This is a genomic window from Candidatus Leptofilum sp. (assembly GCF_965223285.1).
In the GTDB taxonomy this organism is placed as follows: domain Bacteria; phylum Chloroflexota; class Anaerolineae; order Promineifilales; family Promineifilaceae; genus Leptofilum.
Window position 1 is genome coordinate 230,172 of sequence record NZ_OZ244997.1, and the last position, 21,496, is coordinate 251,667.

Here is a 21,496-nt window from a genome sequence, read left to right on the forward strand (position 1 = left end):
TAGAAAGGATTTTTAGCACAAGAATGATTACTGAACTGATTAATGGCAGCGATGTGTTTACCCTGCTAGCCGAGGAGTGGGATACATTGGCCCAACAAGGCATGACCGACACGCCATTCCAGACGCTAGCTTACCAAAAAGCGTGGTGGACACATCTGCATCCCGAAAACGGCCGTCTGCACACCCTCACCGTCCGCAACGAGGAAAAAGAACTATTGGCTATCGCCTGCCTATACAACGTCGATGGCAATCTCTACTTTAACGGCTGTGTAGAAGAAACCGATTATCTCGACCTGATTGCTGCGCCAGATCATGCCGAGATAGCCTGGCAAGCGATTATAGACTGCTTGTGTAGCCCTAACTTTCCTGAATGGCACAGCATTGATTTGTGCAATATTCCTGAAGCCTCCCCCTCGCGCTCCATTTTGTCTCACGAGGCACAGCGGAGAGGTTTTTTGTTTGATGAACAAGTAAATGAAGTTTGCCCAATTATTCCCTTGGCCAATACGTTTGAGGAATATCTGGCAGGCATCGACAGTAAACAGCGGCGGGAAATTAACCGCAAGCTGCGCCGGGCCAAAGGTGCCGACGCCCAGCTTGTGATGGTGGGACCAGAGGATGATATCGAGACGGCCGTCTCTGACTTCCTGGACCTGCTGCAAAAAAGTACTTTTGAAAAACGGGATTGGCTCAATGACGGCCGTCGCGCCGTGTTTTACGAAGCAGCCCACGCGGCCCAAAAAGCAGGCACGCTGCAACTGCTGTTTATGGAAGTGGGCGGCAAAAAAGCAGCCGGGCTGTTCAACTTTGATTACAAAGATCGCATTTGGGTGTACAACTCCGGTCTGGACCCCGCTTTGTTTGGTGCCTTGAGCCTGGGCGTGGTTATTACCGCCAAAGCAATTGAATATGGTATTGAAAACGGCCGTAAAACCTTCGACTTCCTACGCGGCAATGAAACCTATAAATACCGCTTTGGTGCTCAAGACACCACCATTTATCGAATTCAACTCAAGCCAGCCTCTTAAACCTGTTGGAGCAAAACATGACAAACGCAGCTAGACCAAAAATCAAGCGTATCGCCATGCTCAGCGTGCACACCTGCCCACTGGCCATGCTTGGCGGCAAAAAAACCGGCGGCATGAACGTCTACGTCCGCGACTTTAGCCGCGAGCTAGGCCACCAGGGCATTCTTGTTGATGTCTTCACCCGCTCACAAGATGATTGCGTACCCCGCATCGTGCACGATTTGGGCAGCGGAGGCCGCGTCATTCACATACCTGCTGGGCCAGAAAAACCAATTCCAGTTGATCAGGTGGCCAACTTTCTAGATGAATTTACTGCCAACGTACTCACCTTTGCCGCCAGCGAGAACATTCAGTACGACCTCATCCACAGCCATTACTGGCTTTCTGGTTTGGTGGCCGACAAGCTGCGTGATGCCTGGCAGATTCCCATCGTCCACATGTTCCACACCCTGGGCCACATGAAAAACCAGATCGCCCAAAGCGACAGCCAACGCGCCTCAAAAGCCCGCCTGGCTGGTGAATACAAGGTCATGGAGCTGGCCGACAAGCTCATTGCCGCCACCCCTGCTGAAGAAGCCCAGCTTCTTGAACTTTACGATGCCGATGCCGCCAAAATCGCTATCATTCCGCCCGGCGTTGATTTGGAGCGTTTCCAACCAATTGCCAAAGATGTAGCGAAAAAGCGCGTTGGCATCCCCTGTGGTGACACCAACATCCTGTTTGCCGGGCGCATCGAACCACTTAAGGGCATCGACACAATGCTGCGTGCAATGGCCCTGATTCAGAAACGCCGTCCCGAAGTGCTAGAAAACGCCTGCATGGCCATCATCGGCGGCGATCCGTGGGCAGACGACCTGGACGATGAAATGGCTCGCCTGCAACAACTTCGGCACGATTTAGATATTCATGATTTGGTGACATTTTTGGGTGCCAAAGACCAAGAAATTTTGCCCAACTATTACGCCGCCGCTGAGATGGTAGTCATGCCCTCACATTACGAAAGTTTCGGCATGGTAGCCTTGGAGGCAATGGCAATGGGCACCCCCGTCATTGCCTCAGAGGTGGGCGGTTTGGCGCATCTAGTGAAGCATAGGACGACCGGCTATCACGTGCCGAGCCGCGACCCGGAAGTATTAGCCACACGCATCTACGAACTGCTGGCGAATAAGGATTGCCGCCAACTGCTGGGCCAACAGGCCCGTGAGTACGCCAAACGGTATGCTTGGCCAAACATTGTTAACAGGATGATGGCAGTTTATGAAGAACTCTTAGTAGAGGAAATGACTGTCGAGTAATTGTCAATCCAAATGAAATGAGGAATCTTTCATCTCGCCTGATCAAAAGATTCCTCACGACTTTGGTGATTCGGATGACAGTTTCCCTCCCTATTCTGGCTCAATCACCTCAAGGCCGCCCATATACGGCCGTAATACCTCCGGCACTACTATCGACCCGTCCGCCTGCTGATTGTTCTCCATGATGGCGATCATAACGCGGGGCAACGCCAGGCCACTGGCGTTAAGCGTATGTGGGTAGCGCAGTTTGCCCCCCTCTGCGGGACGGTACTTGATGTTCGAGCGCCGCGCCTGAAAATCCTCCGAATTACTGATCGAGCTAACCTCCAACCACTCACCACAGCCTGCGGCCCACACCTCAATGTCGTAGGTTTTGGTCATGGCAAAGCCCACGTCTCCAGTAGCCAAATCCACAAAGCGGTAACGAAACCCCAGCGCATCGCAAATATCTTGGGCGTACTGTTTCATATCTTCTAGCACCTCGTAGCTCTTGTCTGGATGCACAAATTGGTACATTTCTACCTTGTCGAACTGGTGGCCGCGCTTGATGCCGCGCACGTCCTTGCCTGCGCTCATCTTTTCGCGCCGCCAGCAAGGAGTGTAGGCCACATATTTCAGCGGCAGGTCGGCCTCATCCAGAATTTCGTCGCGGTGCAGGTTGGTTAGGGCAATTTCGGCCGTGCCCAGCCACATAAAATCTTCTTCCGCGTCCCGGTAAATGTTGTCGAAGAATTTGGGCAGCTGCCCGGCACCTTCAAACACCTGCGAGCGCACCATGAACGGCGGATAGATTTCCGTAAAGCCATGCTGCTCCAAATGGTAGTTGAGCATGAACTGGATGAGTGCCCGCTGTAGGCGTGCCCCTGCCCCGCGCAGCACATAAAAGCGGCTGCCGCTCAGCTTCACACCTCGGTCAAAGTCAATGATGTTCAAGGCTGGCCCCAGCTCCCAATGCGGCTTTGGCTCAAAATCGAACTGCGGCTCAGGGGCACCTTGCGGCTCATGGAAGATGTTATGTTCCTCATCTGGGCCAACCGGCACGCTTTCATGCACCAAATTTGGCACCCACAGCAAATTTTCATGCAAACGCGTTTCCACTTCGCGGAGTTCCTCGTCGAAGATGGCAATTTGCTCACCGATTTTGCGGGGGGCGTTTTTGGCTTCCTCGGCCTGAGCAGCGAGTGTTTCTACTTCTGCCCGCAGCGCGTCAGCCTCGGGGCCATCCGCCATGCGGCGCAACTCCGCCTCTTTTTTCTTGAGAGGACCCATGAGCCGCCCAATCTCCTTGGAGGCACTGTTGCGTTTTTGGCGCAGGGCTTCTACTTCTTGCAAAATCTCACGGCGACGGCCGTCATCGGCCAAAATCTCATCAATGGGGGCATCGTTGTTGCGCTTGGCAACCTGTTCTTTTACCCACTCTGGTTTTTCACGAATCAAGTTTATGTCAAGCATGTTATCCTCCAAAGTTGCTAGTGGTTGGTGGTTAGTGGCTAGTTTTTTCTACCAGCCACCAGCCACTAGCAACTAACCACTAAAAATAAAAAGCCCCCCCGTCTCTATTTCCAGGACGAGGGGGCCCGTGGTGCCACCTGGTTTTGCCGGCGAACTGATTACCGACCTCAAAAAGCTGTAACGGGCTGACCCGGCTTGCCTTGTTTCGGCAGCGACTCTAGAGTGGATTTCCGGTTTCACAATCATTCGCTTGCACCATCCGCGAACTCTCTGGGGACTGTAACGGCCGTACTCATCTCTGTCATCGTCGGTGTGTGTTTTGTTGTGGGGCATTATAGCTGGGGGGGAAACGGCCGTCAACCGATGGCAACAAGCGAACACGGTATGTTAGAATATGGTTTTATCTAAACAGGCCTGTTTGCATCTCAACTATAGTTTGTCACATTAAAATTCCAGTGGCCAACACGCCAAGTTTAATTTACCTATTGAGGAACCAATGAAAAAAATCTCTGTTGCCATCATATTCTTCAGTTTGATTCTCACTTCCTGCACCCCTCAACCCAAAATCATTGGGTGGTCATTAATTCGTCCATCCAACTCCCCGCCCCCACTGTTTCACAGCAGCAGTGCCTACAACTCAACTCAAAATGAAGGCGTTGTATTTGGCGGAATCACAAATGATGATTGGTCCAATGAAACGTGGCTTTGGAAAAATGGCAATTGGCAAAAGGCAAGTCCTGCTGTTCGGCCACCTGCTCGTGAAAAAGCTGCAATGGCTTATGACCTGGCCCAAAACAAAATCATTCTCTTTGGCGGCATGTTTAATAGTGCCGTGTTTGATGATACTTGGGTCTGGGATGGTCATAATTGGCAGGTGATAAATCCTGCTCACACCCCCCCTGCTAGATGTTGCCATGCAATGGCTTTCGACAGTAACCAAGAAAAAGTTGTATTGTACGGTGGTTGGAATAATGTCACGGGCGAATTTTTCAGTGATACCTGGGTGTGGGATGGCAATGATTGGGCTGAAGTCACTTGTTGTAATGCGCCACCTGCATCAGGCCATACAATGCTAAACTTTTTTGCTCGAAAAGAGATCATAACTTTAAGCTCATCCAATGATGGCATATGGATTTGGGATGGCACGCTCTGGCAAAATCCTGTCATTGATTTACCTCCTGCCCGACAAGATAGCCGATTAGTATTTTACGATGAATATGAACAGGCAGTTTTGTTTGCTGGCATTCATGAAGGCGAATTTCTCAATGACACGTGGACATTTGATGGGAAGACTTGGACTATGCTGAGCTTACCAACACAGCCCGCTGCACGTTACGGACACAGTATGTTTTACGACCGCCAACGTCAAAGCGTTATTCTCTTCGGGGGAGCAGATGAAGATGGTGTAATAGGTGATACCTGGGAATTTGTTTTGCCAGAAAATTAATCTTCGACATTGTCTAAAACGTCAACAAGGTAAAAATTAACCTCAAAAAAAGTATTCATGGAAGTCAGCAACGGCCGTATACCCTATCTTCTCATAAATGTGGTTGGAGACAGGGTTGCTCAAATCTGTAAACAGCGTGCAAAACTGATAACCCTCGTCCAGCAGCTGCTGGCTGAGCGTGGCCACGCAGGCGGTGGCGTAGCCGCGACCGCGCAGTTCGGCGGGCGTGTAGACCAGCGTGACCGTGATGCCGTGCCGGGTCGGCCGTGCTTTGGCCGCCATCGTTACTGGCTCCCCCGCTTCGTTTTCCCACAAAAACAGATCCCCATTCTGGATTTTGCCCCGCGCCAAAAGCTCGACTGCTTCTAAATCATCTTGAATGTTCGCATCTTTGTGGAAACCTTGAATCCACGCCACGGTGCGCTCAAAATCATCGGCTGCAGCTAAACGTAGCTTGCCTGAGGGCAATTTTAAGGGCTGCACTTGCCTTAGCTCAAAGACACGCTGCATCATGCCGGGTTTGGGAGGCCGATTATTACCTCGCTCCCACATCTTCGCCCACGAATCAGCCACATTAGCAGGCCCCAGCACCGCAGGCACCGTCCAGCAAGTTCCTACCAACGCTTTGCCCAATGCCTCCACCACCGGTTGACAGTCGTCCAGATGGCTGTAAAGCACCATTTTCCGTGGTGGTGTCATCAAGGCGGCTCCGACCAGTTTGCCATCGCCCTCAACGAGCGCGAGAAACGGCCGTGTCCGCCGCCGAGGTGGACTTTGACTGAGACGAAAGGCAATTCCCAGCATCAACCCATTTAAAACTTCGTACGCTTCTAGATATGGCAAAGCCGTCTTCAGAAATTCAGTTGCATTTCTAAAAGTGATTACCCTCATTTGGAAAACTCCTAACTTTCAAGACGCTGAAGGATGGGATGACCATCCTTCAGCTCAAGCAAATCCCACAGGTTGCCGTACAAATCGGCAAAGACGGCCACCGTGCCATAGGCAGCTTCTTTTGGTTCGCGGATGAACGGGACGCCTTTAGCGCGCATGGCGTGGTAATCGCGCCAAAAATCATCGGTGTGCAGGAAGAGGAAGACGCGCCCACCCGTCTGGTTGCCAATGAACGGTTCTTGTTCCGGCTTGGAGGCGCGAGCCAGCAGCAGCGTTGTGCCGCTGACACCAGGCGGGGCAACCACCACCCATCGCTTATCCTGCTCTGGCTGGTATGTATCTTCAATAAGGGAAAAGTTGAGTTTTTCGGTATAAAAAGCGATGGCCTCGTCGTAATCCCGCACGACCAAGGCAATGTGAATAATTGCTTGTTTCAGAAATGCGTTTCCTTTCCACCGTAAACCTACCGAAAGGACGACCCTTGGAAAAAGTTGCGGTGGGAACCTGTGGGACAGTTTCTCTTAACGTGATGCAGCGGTCATTAAAATGCCGTGTCTGGCCCGCAATGTTACTAAGGCATGTTCTTCAATGGAGTGGTCAGGGACGAGCTTGAGTCGAAAACGCTGCAAGGTCATGGGCAAGATGATGATGCTTTCCATGAGGGCAAATTGATCACCAATACACTTGCGTGCCCCCGCGCCGAAGGGAATGTATGCATAACGATGCCGGGCAGCTTCCTGCTCTGGCGTGAATCGTTCTGGGTTGAACGTTTCTGGCTCCGGCCAAAAAGTGGGGTGGCGATGCAAGGTGTAGGGGCTGACGGCCACAATCGACCCTTTTGGTATTTCGTAGCCGCCAATCTGGTCATCAACCAAAGCTCGGCGGCTAATGGACCAGGCTGACGGGTAGAGGCGCATTGCCTCTTTGATGACCTTGTCGCAGTAAGTTAATTTTGGGAAATCGGCGACGGTGGGGGAACGGCCGTTCAAAACCACCTCTAACTCATCCTCAATCTGACTAACGACCGCTGGCTGCTGGGCCAGCAAATACCAGAGCCAGCCCAGCGTGTTGGCGGTGGTTTCATGCCCGGCAATGAGCAATGACATCACCTCGTCCCGAATTTGCTGGTCACTCATTCCCTCACCGCTGTCTTCATATCGGGCCTGGATAAGCATATCTAGCAAATCGTGTTGTTCCGCGTGCGGCCGTTGCCGTCGCCGCTGAATCACGTCAAAAACAATCTCATCTAGTACCTTGAGGGTTTCCTGAAACCGCTTTCGCTTGGGTTTGGCAATCTCGATCAGCGTGTTAACAGCCTGGCCGATGCGCTCAGAGTGGGATTCCATGTCGTAGCCAAACAAGGTGCGGGACACAATGTTGAGCGTCAGCGTCATCATCTCGTTGGCCATGTCAAACGGCCGTTTTTGCGCGGCATAACTCTCGATAATATCCAATGTCTCATGGGTGGCAGTAGCCATCAGATCGGCAAAGCGGGCCAGGTAGCGACGGTGGAAAAATGGCTGCATGAGGCGGCGTTGCTTGCGCCACAGGGGATTTTCGCTGGTGAGTAACCCCTGCCCCGTCACGGCCTGGAGCATGTATTTGTTGAGGTGGGTATCTTTATTGTAGATACGGCCGTTGCTCACCAAAATATGTTTCACAAAGTCGGGATGGTTGAACAGGAAGGCAGGTTCTGGCGTGGCCCGGTACTGCACCACGTCGCCGTAGTCGCGGGTAAGCTGCAAAAAGAAGCGATGCGGTGCCCGTACTAGCTCTCGCGCCCCTCCCGAAAAAAAAGGCGGTTTCCGCAGGTTTCGTTCACTGATACCACTGGGTTTAGTATTCATTTTTCTCTAGGATACACAAAAAATTACGGCCGTTTCGCTTTCAACTAACCGTTAATTCGCCAATAAAAGTTAGCCATATCATACCCGAACGAGAAATGAAAACCCAAGAAAAAAGCCCGACGTGTTTTGCTGTCGGGCTTTTTTTTGTAAACATGAAGAAAAGTTCTGCTTCAACCTTCATTGAGCCATTGTTGTATGATGGCTACAATCTCCTCGGCATTGCTCAACCCCCAACCAAATCGAATCATCATCCCCTGGGCGTTTCAAACCCAATGATTCCTCGATAATTTACAAATAAGAGCCTCAAGCCAAAAACACTTTCAAATGCAGCCAGTTTTTCGCCTGGTTGAATGACGTGTAGATTTTTCACTTCACTAAATTGATAGCTTTGTATCCTTGACCAGGATGGCAAACTGAAACGCTGAATCTTGAAGTAATTGTTAGTAAGTTCCACAGTGACCTTTGACCAATAATTCCAAATCAATAAATTCAGGGAACCAAATGCGGCTAGAAAAAAATACATGGTCAAACAAAACCAAGCGTGTCGTCCAAAAAAACCTAGACCTAAAATAAAAAGGGTAAGTAATTTGACAATGTTAGATTCACGGGCCACGAGCCTTTCTAAGCCGTGACTTTCGTGAGCGAGTACGATTATCCAAGTGTTTGACAACCAATTCAGCCGCCTGGCGTGACGACAACTGCGGCAACGGCAACGCGGCTCGTAGCAAGGTACGAACGTTAACAATCGATAAATTGGGCAAAGTATCCGTTTCGTAGGCAGCCAACAAAGCCGGGTCACGAGGATATGCCTCCGTCCACTCGAGCAAGGTTTCGGTGATGAAGGCACTGGCCATGATGGTCAAGGCGAGATGGTGAACCCAGGCAGGGTACTTCTGGGCCTGAAATTCATCCCACCCCAACTCCGATTTGGCGTCCTGATGGGCCCGTTCGATGAAGTAGCGATGCGACTTGTGCCGGGCCATTGTCTCCAGAGGAATATCAGCCGGGGCATTGCTCAGTGAATAAGTAACTTTACCGTTGGCGCGGCGGATCAGCAGCCATTCCTGGCGGCAACTTCCCTCTTCACTGACGGTCCACACCCGTTGCCGGGCAAATTGGGCAGTGAGATGGCCCCGTTCATGTGGACGAAGGGTGATGGCGGTGAATGAGAACGCCGATGCCAGTTGTTCAGGTGTGGTCTGACTGCCTAACACAGTAATTTGGACATGCTTGCGCTTTGGTTCCCGGATGACCTGAGGTTTCTCCAGATAAAGCGACAAGTTGCAGGGAATATCGGCAAAGTATTGGATGGACAGCTGGTCTAATTCAGCCCGCAACCAGTGGCTGCGGCCATACAAGCTGTCGCAGTCAAAGGCGTCAAAGGCGACGCCATTGGCCAGGACCCGCTTGACCATGACCAGTACCAGTTCGATCTTGGTCTGAAATTCCCGGTCAGCGGGGATGGCTAGCTTGTTGCGTCGCCGCGCATAGGCCGGGGTGAACCATTTTTCTGGCAAGTACAGTTCGCCATCAATCCAGGTGCGGTAGCCATCTTTGGCCAAGGCCAAAAACACACCCACCTGACTCATGTCAACTTTTCCCAGGCGACCATTGTGCTGCCGACTGCTGCCGGCGCTGCCATCACCGGCCTTCTCCTCTGCACTTTCATCAGCAATGAGGACACTGCCTTGCTGGTAGTGGGGCAAACTGCTGATATCTTGTTGCAGGACGGCGATCAAATCGTTCCCGGCCCAAGGTGAATCGGCGATGAATTGTTGCAGATTTTGTTCGGGGATTCCCGCTACACGGGCAATCCCGCTGATATGCCGGTTGCTCTCCATTCGTAACAAGCCACTCAGGTAATGATAGCCATATTCACTGGTATCGCGTGTCTTGGTTTTCATCCAATAACGATAACGTTCATGATACTGGTCAAGCCGCTCACCCAATTTATCGATAGCTGCTTCATTTAGCCCCCACTGGGCTAACCGTGAAGTTTTTTCTTTTCCATTTTCAAATTTTACTGATATTGGCTCTCACGAGCCTAATTTAACATTGTCAAAGTAATAATATATTCAATAGAAAGACCTCAAGCAGAAAGCCCCCCAAAGGGAGATCTGGATGCCTCAGGATTTCAATCTTGGTTCCTGCTGGAGATTCTGTGACTAGATAAGCATCATCAGCCATTTTAAATCACTTGAAGATAACAAAAGTCTTGAAGACTTTTGTTATCTTGGGCAGCTACCCCTCGTCGCGTTCGCGGAGGTGGGGGAAGAGGAGCACTTCGCGGATGGTGGCTTTGTCGGCCATGAGCATCACCAGCCGGTCTACGCCCACGCCAAAGCCGCCGTTGGGCGGCATCCCGTACCGCATGGCACGCAAATAATCTTCGTCGATGGGGTTTAGCTCGTCGTCGTCTTTGGCGTACAGTTTTTGCAAATCTTCAAACCGCTTCTGCTGATCCAGCGGATCGTTTAGCTCAGTAAAGGCGTTGCCCATTTCCATGCCGGCAATGAAAAATTCAAACCGCTCCACATGCCTGGGATCGCCGGGAATCGCTTTAGCCAGCGGCGAAATGTCGCGTGGGTAGGTGGTAATAATAGTTGGCTGAATCAGTTTTGGCTCCACAAAATCGCCAAATAGCCCATCAATCAGCTTGCCCCAGCTTGCCCCAATCGGCGCGTGACCGCCCGCCTCGCGGATGGCGTTGGCCAGGCTGGGCGCATCAGGGTGTTCCATGTAATCAATCTCGGCAAACTGCTTGATAGCATCCCGCATAGTAATACGCGGCCAATTGCCGCCCAGGTTAATTGTGTTGCCCTGGTAGACAATCTCGCTTTTGCCCCAAACCTGTTCAGCCACGTATTTCACCATTCCCTCAGTGAAATCCATTACGTTATGATAATCCCAGTAGGCGGCGTAGAACTCTAGCATAGTGAATTCGGGATTGTGCTTGAAGCTAACGCCCTCGTTGCGGAAGTCGCGCCCGATTTCATAGACGCGTTCGATGCCGCCAACGAGCAGCCGTTTGAGGTACAGCTCGAAGGAGATGCGCAGGTAGAGTTCTTGCTTTAGCTGGTTGTGGTGGGTGGTAAACGGCCGTGCGGCAGCCCCCCCATACAAAGGTTGTAAAACCGGGGTCTCAACCTCTAAAAAGTCGTGGTCTTCAAAGTAACGGCGCAGGGCAGAGATAACTTTGGCACGGATTTTGAAGATTTCGCGCACCTCTGGGTTTACCGCCAAATCGGCGTACCGCTGACGGTATCGCTCTTCCACATCGCTAAAGGCATTGTGGCGCACAATTTCGCCGTCTACTTCTTGCTCTTTCACCACTGGCAATGGGCTGACGGCTTTGGCCAGCAGCTTCCATTCGCTAACGCGCAGGCTTACTTCACCCGTGCGGGTGCGGAATAACACGCCAGTTGCCTGCACAAAATCACCTAAATCGAGCAGTTTACGAAAGATATGATGGGATTCTTCACCGATGGCCTGACGACGGACGAACAGCTGAATACGGCCGTAACCATCCTCGATATGCGCAAAAACCGTCTTGCCCATGTCGCGGCTGCTTACCAACCGGCCGCACAAAGTCGCTTCGATCTCTGGCGCGTCTTCGCCTTGGGTAGATTCGGCCGTTTCGAAGGCGGTAATCGCCTCGGTGCTGGTGTGGGTGCGGTCAACGCGCAGCGGATACGGCTCGATGCCCACGTCACGCAGTTGATCAATTTTATCCAGACGTTTTTGTTCTAGCGGTGTTGGTTCCCAAGACATTCATTTCTCCTAAAAAGCGGAACACAGGGTTACACGGAGGAGGCGCAGAGATTCACAGAGATCAATAAATTTAAAAATCTGCGCTAATCTGCGTAATCTGTGGATAAACCTATCAAAAAAGCCCGTGTTATCCACGGGCCTTAAAAAGCAAAATCATACCGGGTAACAGTTTACGCAGTTACCCAATCTTAACAACGCGAAATTCCAAAACCCCGTTGGGTGCGTTCACGCGCACTACTTCGCCGACCTTGGCACCTAACAAAGCAAGGCCCAATGGACTCTCATTGGAAATACGCCCGGCCGCCGGATCAGCTTCAGCTGCACCAACCAGATGGTACCGCTCTTCGTCGTCAAACCCTGCTTCAGAAACGGTCACCCAGTCGCCAACATTGACAACATCCGGTGACCCACCGTTGTCATCAATTAGTTGGTAATTCTTGAGGATATCTTCCAGTTCCTGAATGCGCCCTTCCAGAAATGCCTGTTCATTGCGGGCGGCTTCCAACTCAGCATTTTCCACAAAGTCATCATCTTGCCCATCCTGAAAGGCGCGATGCAGTCGGTCTGCTACTTTTTCTCGCCCTTCGGTGCGAAGATGATGTAATTCTTTTGTTAATTTGTCTAAACCTTCTTCCGTTAATAGGTGAGGCTTCATTAATGTCATTATTTACCCCTGCGCAAATCCGTAGATTTGTAAGATTTTTTCTGAGACTGGCAATATGTTACAAACTCTTTTCTTTACCGCCCCTAAGACGGCAAAACCGCTGTAAACAGCGGCAGCAACTGCGTTATAGTCGTCAGGCGAAAAATTATATCAAAAACAGTCCTATTGTAAAGAGAGAAATCAGGTGGATTGTACGGCCGTTAAGCAAGCCAACACATCTTGCTCCGAAACTTCTCCCGTCATGAACACATTACCCACATCCCGCAGCAAAATAAAGCGCAGCTTACCCGCCGCTTTTTTCTTGTCGCTGAACATCGCCTGATAGATAGCATTGGCCTCAAACTCCGCCGGGATGCGCGTGGGCAGCCCTTGTGCCTGCAAAGCTGATTCAATGCGCCCCTGCAAGGCCAGGTCGCAATGCGCCAGCCGTGCCGACAAGCTAGCCGCAGCCACCAATCCCATCGCCACCCCTTCTCCATGCCGCACCCGGTAGCCACTGACTTGCTCGATGGCGTGGCCGAAGGTGTGTCCTAAATTGAGCGTCGCTCGCCGTCCCTGCTCGAACGGGTCTTCTTGCACCACATCCCGCTTTACCTCAATGGCTGTGGCAACAAGAGATTGGAGATTAGAGATTGAAGATTGGGCAGTTAATTTCCAATCTCTAGTCTCTAATCTCCCAAAAAGCTCAGGATTGCTGATCAAGCTATGCTTTACAACTTCCGCCATGCCTGCGGCGAACTCTTCCGGGGGTAAGGTATGCAAAGTGGAAACATCGGCGAGTACGGCCGTTGGCTGTTTGAAAGCCCCCACCAAATTTTTGCCTTGCGGCAAATCCAGGCCGGTTTTGCCCCCCACGCTGGCATCCACCATTGCCAGCAAACTGGTGGGGCATTGCACAAAATCGACCCCGCGCAGGTAGGTAGCAGCGACGAAGCCAGCTACATCCCCCACCACGCCACCACCCAGTGCCACTACCGTCGCTTGGCGGTCAATGCCAGCGGCTAACAGTTGATCGTAGATGGTTGCCACGGTGGTCAGCGTTTTGTGCTGCTCCCCGGCGGGAATCGTGACCGTACAGGCCACCTCCCCCAGTCGATGGGCGTGCAGCGGCCCCACATGGCTGTCGGTGATGAGCGCAATTGGGCCACGAATGTCCGCCAGCTCAGGCAAATTGGACAGCAAGTCAGTGCCCACAAGCACATCGTACTGACCAGTTGGGTGTGTGACAGGAAGGCAAGTTGGTTCTAATTTCACAGTTGCTCCTTGAGTATAGTGGTTGGTGGTTAGTGACTGGTTGCTAGTCAAACCCCTAGCCACTAGCCACCAACCGCTAAAAAAATTTCATCGGCAACCTGCACGGCCGTTTTGCCATCGGTGCTAATTTGGGGGAAACTGCCGTATCCTTCGCGGCGCATTGCCAGTAGTTGGGCAATTTGTTCAGCCGGGTTGGGTACGTTGAGCAACGGCCGTTTTTCATCATCTTTCACTCGCGCCAAAATGGTGTCTGGGACAGCCGTTAAGCAAAACACGTGTCCCGATGCCGCCAACGCCTCGGCGTTCACATCGTCCAGCATCAGACGCCCGCCTGTGGCGATGATAAGGCCCTGCTGCTGTGCCAGCTCCAAGGCGATAGTGCGCTCCCAAGTTCGGAACGCCGCTTCGCCATCCTGGGCAAAAATGTCAGCAATGGAACGGCCGTCTCGTTCCACAATGAGCGCGTCAGTGTCTGTGAACGGCCGTTGCAGCCGCCGTGCTAACAGTTTACCCACCGTCGTTTTGCCCGTGCCCATGAAGCCTGTGAGAATGATATTTGGCGTTGACATCTCGGTATTATTTCCGTGTCACACAAACAAAAAGCCGCTCAAAGAGAGCGGACTTAAGATAAAAGTGACCCTGGAAGGACTCGAACCTTCAACCTGCTGATTAAGAGTCAGTTGCTCTGCCAATTGAGCTACAGGGCCTTGCTTAAAGCGGAGAGGATTATACAAAATTTTGGGGCAAAAACAACTTCCGCTGCGCTTAAATTCAGCAATGAATTGGCGCGAATCTTCACGAATTTGACTCTTTTTCGCGTGAATTCGAGCCAATTCGCTGCAATATTTCTACGATCCCAATAAACGTACAGTTGGCAACTATCGCTCCTGCAAAAATTCGGCAGAAAGCCAACCGGTACGGCCGTCTACAAATACTTCTTGCCACGTAAAACCATCGGCCGTCACCGTGCCATCCAGCAACACTACAACTGTGTCTACGGACAGCACCGTTAGCACAGGCGCATCCAGCCGAGGTTCCAGACGCAAATTGGTGCCAAAGGGGTAAGTGATGACGGCCGTTCGCGGCGTGGCGGTTGGCGTCGCCGTGGGCGTAAATGTTGGCGACGGCGTGGGCGTTTGAGTGGGAGTTTCCGTAGGCAGCACTGTGGCAGTGGCCGTTGCCGTCGGCTGCGGGGACGGGGTAAAAGTTTGCGTGGCTGTCGCCGTTGGTGTCGGGCCAGGCGTAAACGTTAGCGTGGGGAGTGGCGTAGGTGTAAGTGTGGGGGGCACCTCTGGGTCTAGCTTCGTGACTTCGATCACTTCCAGCGTTAGCGCCACGCTTTCCAAAATGCCTTCATCCTTCAAGGTAGCCCCGATGGCCGTTTGCAAATCCTCAACCACGCGATACGGCAGTGGCGACGTCGAACGCGCCGTGATGTCCAGAATGAGCAAGTCCCCCTCAAACACAGCTTCCGGTGCCTCATCCAGCGTGGCCCCGGCTATCTCTTCTAGCTTCTCTTCTACCACCTCATTGATGCGCGTCAGGCGTGCCTGTTCCTGCGCCAATTGGTAAGTAAAGCCAACAATCAAGGCCGTCACCACGCCCAGCGAAATGAGGGCCACACGGCCACTGCGTGCTTGCACAGCCCGCCGCGATTTTTGGTTCACGGTGGGACGGAACCCCAATATGAGAAACATTAAGGCCGTAGCAGAGCTAATCGAAACAAAGTTAGCGATAAACAGCAGCATCGCCCCAAAGGCATGAGTATACCGTCCAGCCGTAAACGAAATGCCCACAGTGGCCAACGGTGGCACCAGGGCGGCGGCAATAGCAACGCCGGGCAATGCTCCAGCAGCATCAGAGCGGGCCAGGGCATACCCGCCAGCCAGGCCGGAAAAAAGCGCAATTGCCAAATCTATTAATGTGGGTTGGGTACGGGCCAGGAGCTCTGACGTCGCTGGCTGACCAATGCTGAGCAATCCTGCCAGCGCACTCACCCCAATGGCTAACAACATGCCGCGTATCACTGCCCCCAGCGAGAGGCGCAGGAAGCGGGCATCTCCCAGCACAACCGCCAGGCCAGTGCCCACCATTGGCGACATTAGAGGAGCCACAAGCATGGCACCAATCACTACCGCCGGGCTGCTAATTATTAACCCTAATGCTGCAATGATGGAAGACAATGAAATGAGTATGTAAAAGTCAAGATCAGGGCGAGCACTGCGCCGGATGCGGGTGTACGCCTCGATACGATCGCGCAGTTCCATGCGGGGTAAAAATCGCCGCAAATTCCAGGCAGCATTGTCCCACCAGCTACCCAGCCGGCTGCGAGGCTGCCGTACAATGACGACCGGTTTTTTGCTTTGGCGCACCACGGCAGCAGGCACATCACCAAATAAAATTTTGTCGATGGAGCTTTCCTGGCTGGCTCCAATCATGACCAAATCGCACGCTTCTCTGGCTAGATTGGTAATGCCTTCGGTGACGGTGCGCGCCGTAACGACTCTGGTTTCGATGCGGTCGTTGGCATCTACAAACTGCATAAGCTGGCGCAGGCGCGCCTGTCCCAATGCTTCCTGATTTTGCAAAAATTCCTGGGCGATGTAAACGGCCGTTACCTTCACCTTGTGCGTGAGAGGGAGCAAAAACGTAAGGGCATGCGCCGTGTTGGGGCCGCCCGCTGTGGGTACAATGATGTGATCTAATTCGTCACTGAGAGAAACGGCCGTTTCCCCAATCACTTCAGGATGATCCCCCCGGACAGCCGCCACCGCACACGAGACCCGATTCAGATTAAACGCAATCGGACCATCCAAGTGGGCTACTAGCAAGTCAATGGCCGCTTCATGTACAAACTTTTCCAGGGCGCGGTCAAAATTAAGCGATGTCATCTGCAAAATGGTGATGTCAGTTGCTTCAGGCTCCAACCCTTGAATCATTTCAGCATGGGCACGGGCCGCCTTTTGAGCCGCAGGGTTCATGTCTGGCAGGTAGATGCCAGCAATGAGCTGGCCATCATTGGCACGCGCCAACGCCAGCGCGAGCTGCCAGGCACGACCTAAAGGCTCTTTTGGGGATAAAATTACCAGAGCGCGCCACAATTTTTCTTGGGGAAGCTGGCCGTCGATTAGCTGCATAGGACACAAGTATAGCAAACGGCCGTTACTTTTTGAAAGAAGCAACCTGCCTAAGTCCAAACAATTTATGCTATAATGAGGGCATCAGTTTTTAGGAGCAACCAAATGAAACGGTTTGAGCTAGAAGAAGAAGAGCGAAAAGTATTGCAAACCTTAGCCAAACGGGGTGCCATGAGTCCCAGCGAGGTTGCCGCCGAGACGTGGACGCTGCCAGGAAAAACGTTATCGGTACTGCGCGATTTGTCCAGCGCAGGTTTTGTTTTGCTACGGGATGATACCAACAGTCCCGATGGCATGTTGGTGGCCATCACCACAGAAGCGCGCGTTTATCTAAACGGCAGCCTGGTCTAAGCTCAATTTAATTACCACCATAACCGGACGCTCCCAATGGCTGCACCCCCTCCAGAAGAGATTACCTTTGGTCGCCGCACAAAAATTACGCGTGGCATGAAAGTGAGCGCAATCATTTTTCTTCTGCTGCTCGCTGCGCTCATCACGATTATTGTTTTCCCCATAACCGAGGCAACGCCCAATTGGATAGCACCTCTGCAAACCAACGTTTATGGCTTTATGGCACGCATCTCGCCGTACATTCTGGTTGGTCTGCTGGGGTCAACCGTGGCTATTGCCGAACTGGTCTCCACCTTCCAAACGTACCCACGTGAAGCATTGCGCACCCGCTGGGCCTGGATTTTGGTAGCGGTTAACGTTGTTGCCGCTATGATTGCCCTGGTGGTTGTGCGCGTCACCATGACGGAGATGAATCCGAGTTTGCAGGTTCTTAGTGTGGGGGTGGGCTTTCAGGCAATTATTCGCACCCGGTTTGTGCTGGCCAAGCGCATTGGGGATGATGGGCAAGAGGGTGAAGTGGCCCTCAACCTGGGTTGGCTGTATGACCAGTTCCAGAATCTAGCGCGTACCCAAATTGATTTGGAGCTGATGAATAACAGGCGAACGGCCGTTACTCGCCTGCTTGACTACTACCCCTCCATGGCTGAACTGTACGACATCGCCTGGTACACTATCACTGCCCGTGCCACCCTCACCCGCGAGCAAGAGGAGCAGCGCAAATCAGATTTAGAGAAGCTGCTAGACCCCAAAGCACCGGAAAACTTTGCCAAATCCAGCATTGCCCTCATGGTTTTGGAGAATGGCGGCCAAGCGTATGTAGAACTGTTGCTCACCCAAGCCATGCAGGGTCTTAGCCCCGAAGCAGTAGCAATGGGCAAGCCAACCAGCACTGACCGACTCATCTGGCAGATTGTGGAGCAATACAGCTTGCCAGAAATGGTGACGCTAGCTGAGAAATTGTTCACCACAGAAAAGCCAATTCAATATGTACGCGATGCCGCCCAACCCGACCCTGAAGCCAATACTAGCAACCAAAAAGCGACCATTGCCCACTTTTTAGTGCAGCAGCTTGGCACCGAGCCATTGCAGAAAGCGTTAGCAGAGCAGGAAAGAGCGTAATCCAGTAATCGGTGAGCAGTATTCTGTAATCGGTTTTAAAATGCTGGATAAACCCAATGATTGATGCGACTGTCAAGGCATCCCCACCACAAACCATCAGATACTGCCCGCAAAAAATAATTGATTACTGGCAAATATCATGTTATTCACATGCGGTTTGACTTATCATCTCTCCTAAGAAAAAGTTATAATGCCGAAAGTTAGCGATATAACGCTGATGCCAGCAAATTATTTCTAGGAAGAATACTTATTTGTGGAGAAGAAGATGAACCAACCTGATTTCACCAAAATCAACTACCAATCGCCAAGCAAATCAGCGGCGGATACGGCCGTTCCCACCACCCCATCCTCCACTTGGCAAACGTTGGAACAAATAGAGGTACGGCCGTTCTACACCCACACCGATCTACAAAACATGGAGCACCTCGACTTTGTTGCGGGGATTCCACCCTATTTACGTGGCCCCTACCCTGCCATGTACGCCGTACGGCCGTGGACCGTGCGCCAATATGCCGGGTTCAGCACCGCCGAAGAAAGCAACGCTTTCTACCGCCGCAATCTCGCTGCCGGGCAACGCGGCCTCTCCATTGCCTTCGATCTGGCCACCCATCGCGGCTACGACTCCGACCATGAGCGCGTGGTGGGCGATGTGGGCAAAGCAGGCGTAGCCATCGACTCCATTTTAGATATGCGCGTTTTGTTCGACGGCATTCCGCTCGATAAAATGTCCGTCTCCATGACCATGAACGGCGCGGTACTGCCCATCCTCGCTTTCTACATCGTTGCCGCCGAGGAACAGGGCGTAGCGCATGAGCAGCTCACCGGCACCATCCAGAACGACATCCTCAAAGAGTACATGGTGCGCAACACCTACATTTACCCCCCTGTCCCCTCCATGCGCATTGTCGGCGACATCTTCGCCTACACCTCGCAAGAGATGCCCAAATTCAACGCCATCAGCGTCTCCGGCTACCACATGCAAGAAGCTGGTGCTACCGCCGACATCGAGCTAGCCTACACGCTGGCAGATGGACTGGAATATTTGCGCGCCGGCATTGCCGCTGGCATGAACATCGACGATTTTGCCCCGCGCATCTCATTCTTCTGGGCCGTGGGCATGAATGTGTTTATGGAAATTGCCAAAATGCGCGCCGGGCGGCTGCTCTGGGCCAAAATCGTGAAGCTGTTCAATCCCCAAAACCCCAAATCAATGGCTCTGCGTACCCACAGCCAAACCTCCGGCTGGAGCCTGACCGAGCAAGACCCATTTAATAACGTGGCCCGTACCTGCCTGGAAGCGATGGCCGCGGCCTTTGGCGGTACCCAGTCGCTACACACCAATGCCCTGGACGAAGCCATTGCTCTGCCCACCGACTTTTCGGCGCGGATTGCGCGCAACACGCAGCTTTATTTGCAGCATGAAACGGGCATCACCCGCACCGTTGATCCGTGGGCTGGTTCGTATCTTGTCGAAACGCTCACGCACGAGCTAGCCGAGCGTGCCTGGGCGCACATTCAGGAAGTGGAAGCGTTGGGCGGCATGGCCAAAGCGTTAGAGACTGGCTTGCCCAAGATGCGGATTGAGGAAGCGGCCGCACGCCGCCAGGCACATATTGATTCTGGTCAGGAAACAATTGTGGGCGTGAACAAGTATCGGCTCGACCACGAAGACCCGATTGATATTTTGGAGGTGGACAACACGGCCGTTCGCCAAGCCCAAATTACCCGATTAGCTGAACTGCGAGCAGGACGAGACGCCGCCGAAGTGGAAAAAGCACTCAACGCCCTCACCGCTGCGGCCGAATCTGGCAAGGGCAATCTGCTGGAATTGGCCGTCGTTGCTGCGCGGGCCCGTGCCAGCCTGGGTGAGATTTCCGGCGCGCTGGAGCAAGTGTGGGGTCGCCACAAAGCCACCATCCGCTCGATTGGCGGCGTCTACAGCAGCGAATTTGGAGAGAAAATGGAAATCGAAACCGTGCGGCAGATGGCCGATGAATTTGAGGAGCTAGAGGGCCGCCGCCCGCGCATCATGGTAGCCAAAATCGGCCAGGACGGCCACGACCGTGGTGCCAAAGTGGTAGCCACCGCCTTCGCTGATCTCGGCTTTGATGTAGACATTGGCCCCCTCTTCCAAACTCCGGCCGAGGTTGCCAAGCAAGCCATCGAAAATGATGTGCACGTCGTAGGGATTAGCTCCCTGGCAGCGGGACACAAAACGTTATTGCCGCAGTTGGTGGAGGAGTTGGAAAAGTACGGCCGTTCCGACATCATGGTGGTCATCGGTGGCGTCATTCCAGCGCAGGATTATCAATTCCTCACCGATCACGGTGCAGCGGCCATCTTTGGCCCCGGCACAGTCATCCCCGTCGCCGCTCAAAAAGTGCTGCAAGAACTCAAAAATCGCCTAGGACACGAAGGCTGAACACATTAATTCACGTGCTTGGTTCTATGGTAAAATAAGCACATGGAAAAAACAATCTCTCACAGTCGCAGCGAAGAATCGCCAGAGGCCAAAGCCCGCTGGTTTCAATCCTTGCCCCTTGAAGAACGCATGGAACTGCTTTGCATGTTTACAGACATGATCCTTAGCGCAAACCCCGACATTTTGGAAGTCAAAAATGTTAAACCGGTTGCAGGGCGTATTCGCGTCCTTTCAAAAGCATAACGTCAAATATGTAGTTATTGGTGGCATTGCCGCCATTTTGCATGGGGTTCCTCGCGCCACCTTTGATTTGGATATTTTGATTGAAGCTACCCTGGAAAACAGCCAGCGGCTGTTGGATGCTCTTTTGGACGCTGGGCTGGGAACGGCCGTACTCACCACTGTCGAAGATTTAATCTCACACGAAATCACCATTTTCCGCGACAAAATTCGCATTGATGTGCAAACTGAAACGCCAGGTATCCGATTTGAGGAAGCATGGGAAAAGCGAGAGACGATGAATTACGAAGGTCAACCGTTTTTTGTTGTTACGCGGGAAGATTTGATTGCCTCTAAACTGGCTGCTGGTCGTTCTGTTGATTTGGAAGATGTCCGCATGTTGCGTATCAGCCAAGACGATGAGCCAGATTCCCTCAATGAATAATTCCATCATGGTGGTCATCGGCGGCGTCATCCCGGCACAGGATTACCAATTCCTATACGGCCACGGCGCAGCCGCTATCTTCGGCTCCGGCACCGTCATCCCCGTCGCTGCCCAAAAAGTGCTGCAAGAACTCAAAAACCGCCTCGATTAAGAC

Annotated in this window: 19 protein-coding genes, 1 tRNA gene, 1 pseudogene and 1 other annotated feature; of the genes and pseudogenes, 10 read left to right on the top strand and 11 right to left on the bottom strand. The window is 52.5% G+C overall.

The window, feature by feature from the left end:
- The first annotated feature begins 23 nt into the window (after positions 1–23).
- Both ACOQPU_RS01495 and ACOQPU_RS01500 read left to right on the top strand, forming a co-directional pair.
- Entirely contained in the window at positions 24–1,028 is a 1,005-nt protein-coding gene (locus ACOQPU_RS01495; protein WP_420643369.1) for a GNAT family N-acetyltransferase, read from the top strand.
- A gap of 17 nt (positions 1,029–1,045) precedes the next feature.
- Positions 1,046–2,323, top strand: a complete 1,278-nt coding sequence (locus tag ACOQPU_RS01500) for a glycosyltransferase (RefSeq protein WP_420643370.1) — start codon at positions 1,046–1,048, stop codon at positions 2,321–2,323.
- 90 nt (positions 2,324–2,413) lie between these two features.
- Here ACOQPU_RS01500 and serS read toward each other — a convergent pair whose 3' ends face one another.
- The gene (gene serS, locus ACOQPU_RS01505) at positions 2,414–3,775 is read right to left on the bottom strand and encodes a serine--tRNA ligase (RefSeq protein ID WP_420643371.1); all 1,362 of its coding nucleotides are present in this window, start codon (positions 3,773–3,775) and stop codon (positions 2,414–2,416) included.
- A gap of 108 nt (positions 3,776–3,883) precedes the next feature.
- Positions 3,884–4,089, bottom strand: a binding site (T-box leader).
- Positions 4,090–4,271: 182 nt separating this feature from the next.
- Here serS and ACOQPU_RS01510 point away from each other — a divergent pair.
- The gene (locus ACOQPU_RS01510) at positions 4,272–5,222 is read left to right on the top strand and encodes a Kelch repeat-containing protein (RefSeq protein ID WP_420643372.1); all 951 of its coding nucleotides are present in this window, start codon (positions 4,272–4,274) and stop codon (positions 5,220–5,222) included.
- 42 nt (positions 5,223–5,264) lie between these two features.
- On the opposite strand, the gene ACOQPU_RS01515 is transcribed toward ACOQPU_RS01510, so the two are convergent.
- From ACOQPU_RS01515 to ACOQPU_RS01525, 3 genes are all read right to left on the bottom strand, one after another.
- Positions 5,265–6,113 carry a GNAT family N-acetyltransferase gene (locus tag ACOQPU_RS01515; RefSeq protein ID WP_420643373.1) on the bottom strand — a complete coding sequence of 283 codons (849 nt, stop codon included), beginning with the start codon at positions 6,111–6,113 and terminating at the stop codon, positions 5,265–5,267.
- An 11-nt stretch (positions 6,114–6,124) separates the two neighbouring features.
- Positions 6,125–6,550 (bottom strand): VOC family protein, encoded by a 426-nt coding sequence (locus ACOQPU_RS01520; protein ID WP_420645797.1) that lies wholly within the window; start codon positions 6,548–6,550, stop codon positions 6,125–6,127.
- A gap of 84 nt (positions 6,551–6,634) precedes the next feature.
- On the bottom strand, positions 6,635–7,960 hold the full coding sequence (locus ACOQPU_RS01525) for a cytochrome P450 (protein ID WP_420643374.1): 1,326 nt from the start codon (positions 7,958–7,960) through the stop codon (positions 6,635–6,637).
- Positions 7,961–8,055: 95 nt separating this feature from the next.
- On the opposite strand from ACOQPU_RS01525, the gene ACOQPU_RS01530 reads away from it, so the two are divergent.
- Complete coding sequence (locus tag ACOQPU_RS01530) at positions 8,056–8,247, top strand: hypothetical protein (RefSeq protein WP_420643375.1); 192 nt, start codon at positions 8,056–8,058, stop codon at positions 8,245–8,247.
- 315 nt (positions 8,248–8,562) lie between these two features.
- Here the strand turns inward: ACOQPU_RS01530 and ACOQPU_RS01535 are convergent, their stop codons facing one another.
- From ACOQPU_RS01535 to ACOQPU_RS01565, 7 genes are all read right to left on the bottom strand, one after another.
- Positions 8,563–9,864: an IS701 family transposase gene (locus ACOQPU_RS01535; RefSeq protein WP_420640693.1), complete on the bottom strand. Its 1,302-nt coding sequence runs from the start codon at positions 9,862–9,864 to the stop codon at positions 8,563–8,565.
- 337 nt (positions 9,865–10,201) lie between these two features.
- Positions 10,202–11,731, bottom strand: coding sequence for a lysine--tRNA ligase (gene lysS, locus ACOQPU_RS01540; protein ID WP_420643376.1), 1,530 nt, complete (start codon positions 11,729–11,731; stop codon positions 10,202–10,204).
- A gap of 178 nt (positions 11,732–11,909) precedes the next feature.
- Positions 11,910–12,395 carry a transcription elongation factor GreA gene (greA, locus tag ACOQPU_RS01545; RefSeq protein WP_420643377.1) on the bottom strand — a complete coding sequence of 162 codons (486 nt, stop codon included), beginning with the start codon at positions 12,393–12,395 and terminating at the stop codon, positions 11,910–11,912.
- Between the two features lie 180 nt (positions 12,396–12,575).
- Positions 12,576–13,649: a 3-dehydroquinate synthase gene (aroB, locus tag ACOQPU_RS01550; RefSeq protein WP_420643378.1), complete on the bottom strand. Its 1,074-nt coding sequence runs from the start codon at positions 13,647–13,649 to the stop codon at positions 12,576–12,578.
- Positions 13,650–13,711: 62 nt separating this feature from the next.
- Positions 13,712–14,218 (bottom strand): shikimate kinase, encoded by a 507-nt coding sequence (locus ACOQPU_RS01555; protein ID WP_420643379.1) that lies wholly within the window; start codon positions 14,216–14,218, stop codon positions 13,712–13,714.
- 65 nt (positions 14,219–14,283) lie between these two features.
- Positions 14,284–14,356 (bottom strand) — tRNA-Lys (locus ACOQPU_RS01560).
- Between the two features lie 171 nt (positions 14,357–14,527).
- Positions 14,528–16,831, bottom strand: coding sequence for a DUF389 domain-containing protein (locus ACOQPU_RS01565; RefSeq protein WP_420643380.1), 2,304 nt, complete (start codon positions 16,829–16,831; stop codon positions 14,528–14,530).
- Between the two features lie 60 nt (positions 16,832–16,891).
- Here ACOQPU_RS01565 and ACOQPU_RS01570 point away from each other — a divergent pair, with 60 nt between their 5' ends.
- From ACOQPU_RS01570 to ACOQPU_RS01595, 6 genes and pseudogenes are all read left to right on the top strand, one after another.
- Positions 16,892–17,137: a hypothetical protein gene (locus tag ACOQPU_RS01570; protein ID WP_420643381.1), complete on the top strand. Its 246-nt coding sequence runs from the start codon at positions 16,892–16,894 to the stop codon at positions 17,135–17,137.
- Positions 17,138–17,173: 36 nt separating this feature from the next.
- Positions 17,174–18,256, top strand: a complete 1,083-nt coding sequence (locus tag ACOQPU_RS01575) for a hypothetical protein (RefSeq protein WP_420643382.1) — start codon at positions 17,174–17,176, stop codon at positions 18,254–18,256.
- A gap of 265 nt (positions 18,257–18,521) precedes the next feature.
- Entirely contained in the window at positions 18,522–20,678 is a 2,157-nt protein-coding gene (gene scpA, locus ACOQPU_RS01580; RefSeq protein ID WP_420643383.1) for a methylmalonyl-CoA mutase, read from the top strand.
- Positions 20,679–20,720: 42 nt separating this feature from the next.
- On the top strand, positions 20,721–20,921 hold the full coding sequence (locus tag ACOQPU_RS01585) for a hypothetical protein (RefSeq protein ID WP_420643384.1): 201 nt from the start codon (positions 20,721–20,723) through the stop codon (positions 20,919–20,921).
- Positions 20,875–21,342 carry a DUF6036 family nucleotidyltransferase gene (locus ACOQPU_RS01590; RefSeq protein ID WP_420643385.1) on the top strand — a complete coding sequence of 156 codons (468 nt, stop codon included), beginning with the start codon at positions 20,875–20,877 and terminating at the stop codon, positions 21,340–21,342. The genes ACOQPU_RS01585 and ACOQPU_RS01590 overlap by 47 nt, the downstream gene beginning before the upstream one ends.
- A 4-nt stretch (positions 21,343–21,346) precedes the next feature.
- Positions 21,347–21,493 (top strand): annotated as a pseudogene (locus ACOQPU_RS01595) (methylmalonyl-CoA mutase); the annotation flags it as partial.
- Between the last annotated feature and the right edge of the window lie 3 nt (positions 21,494–21,496).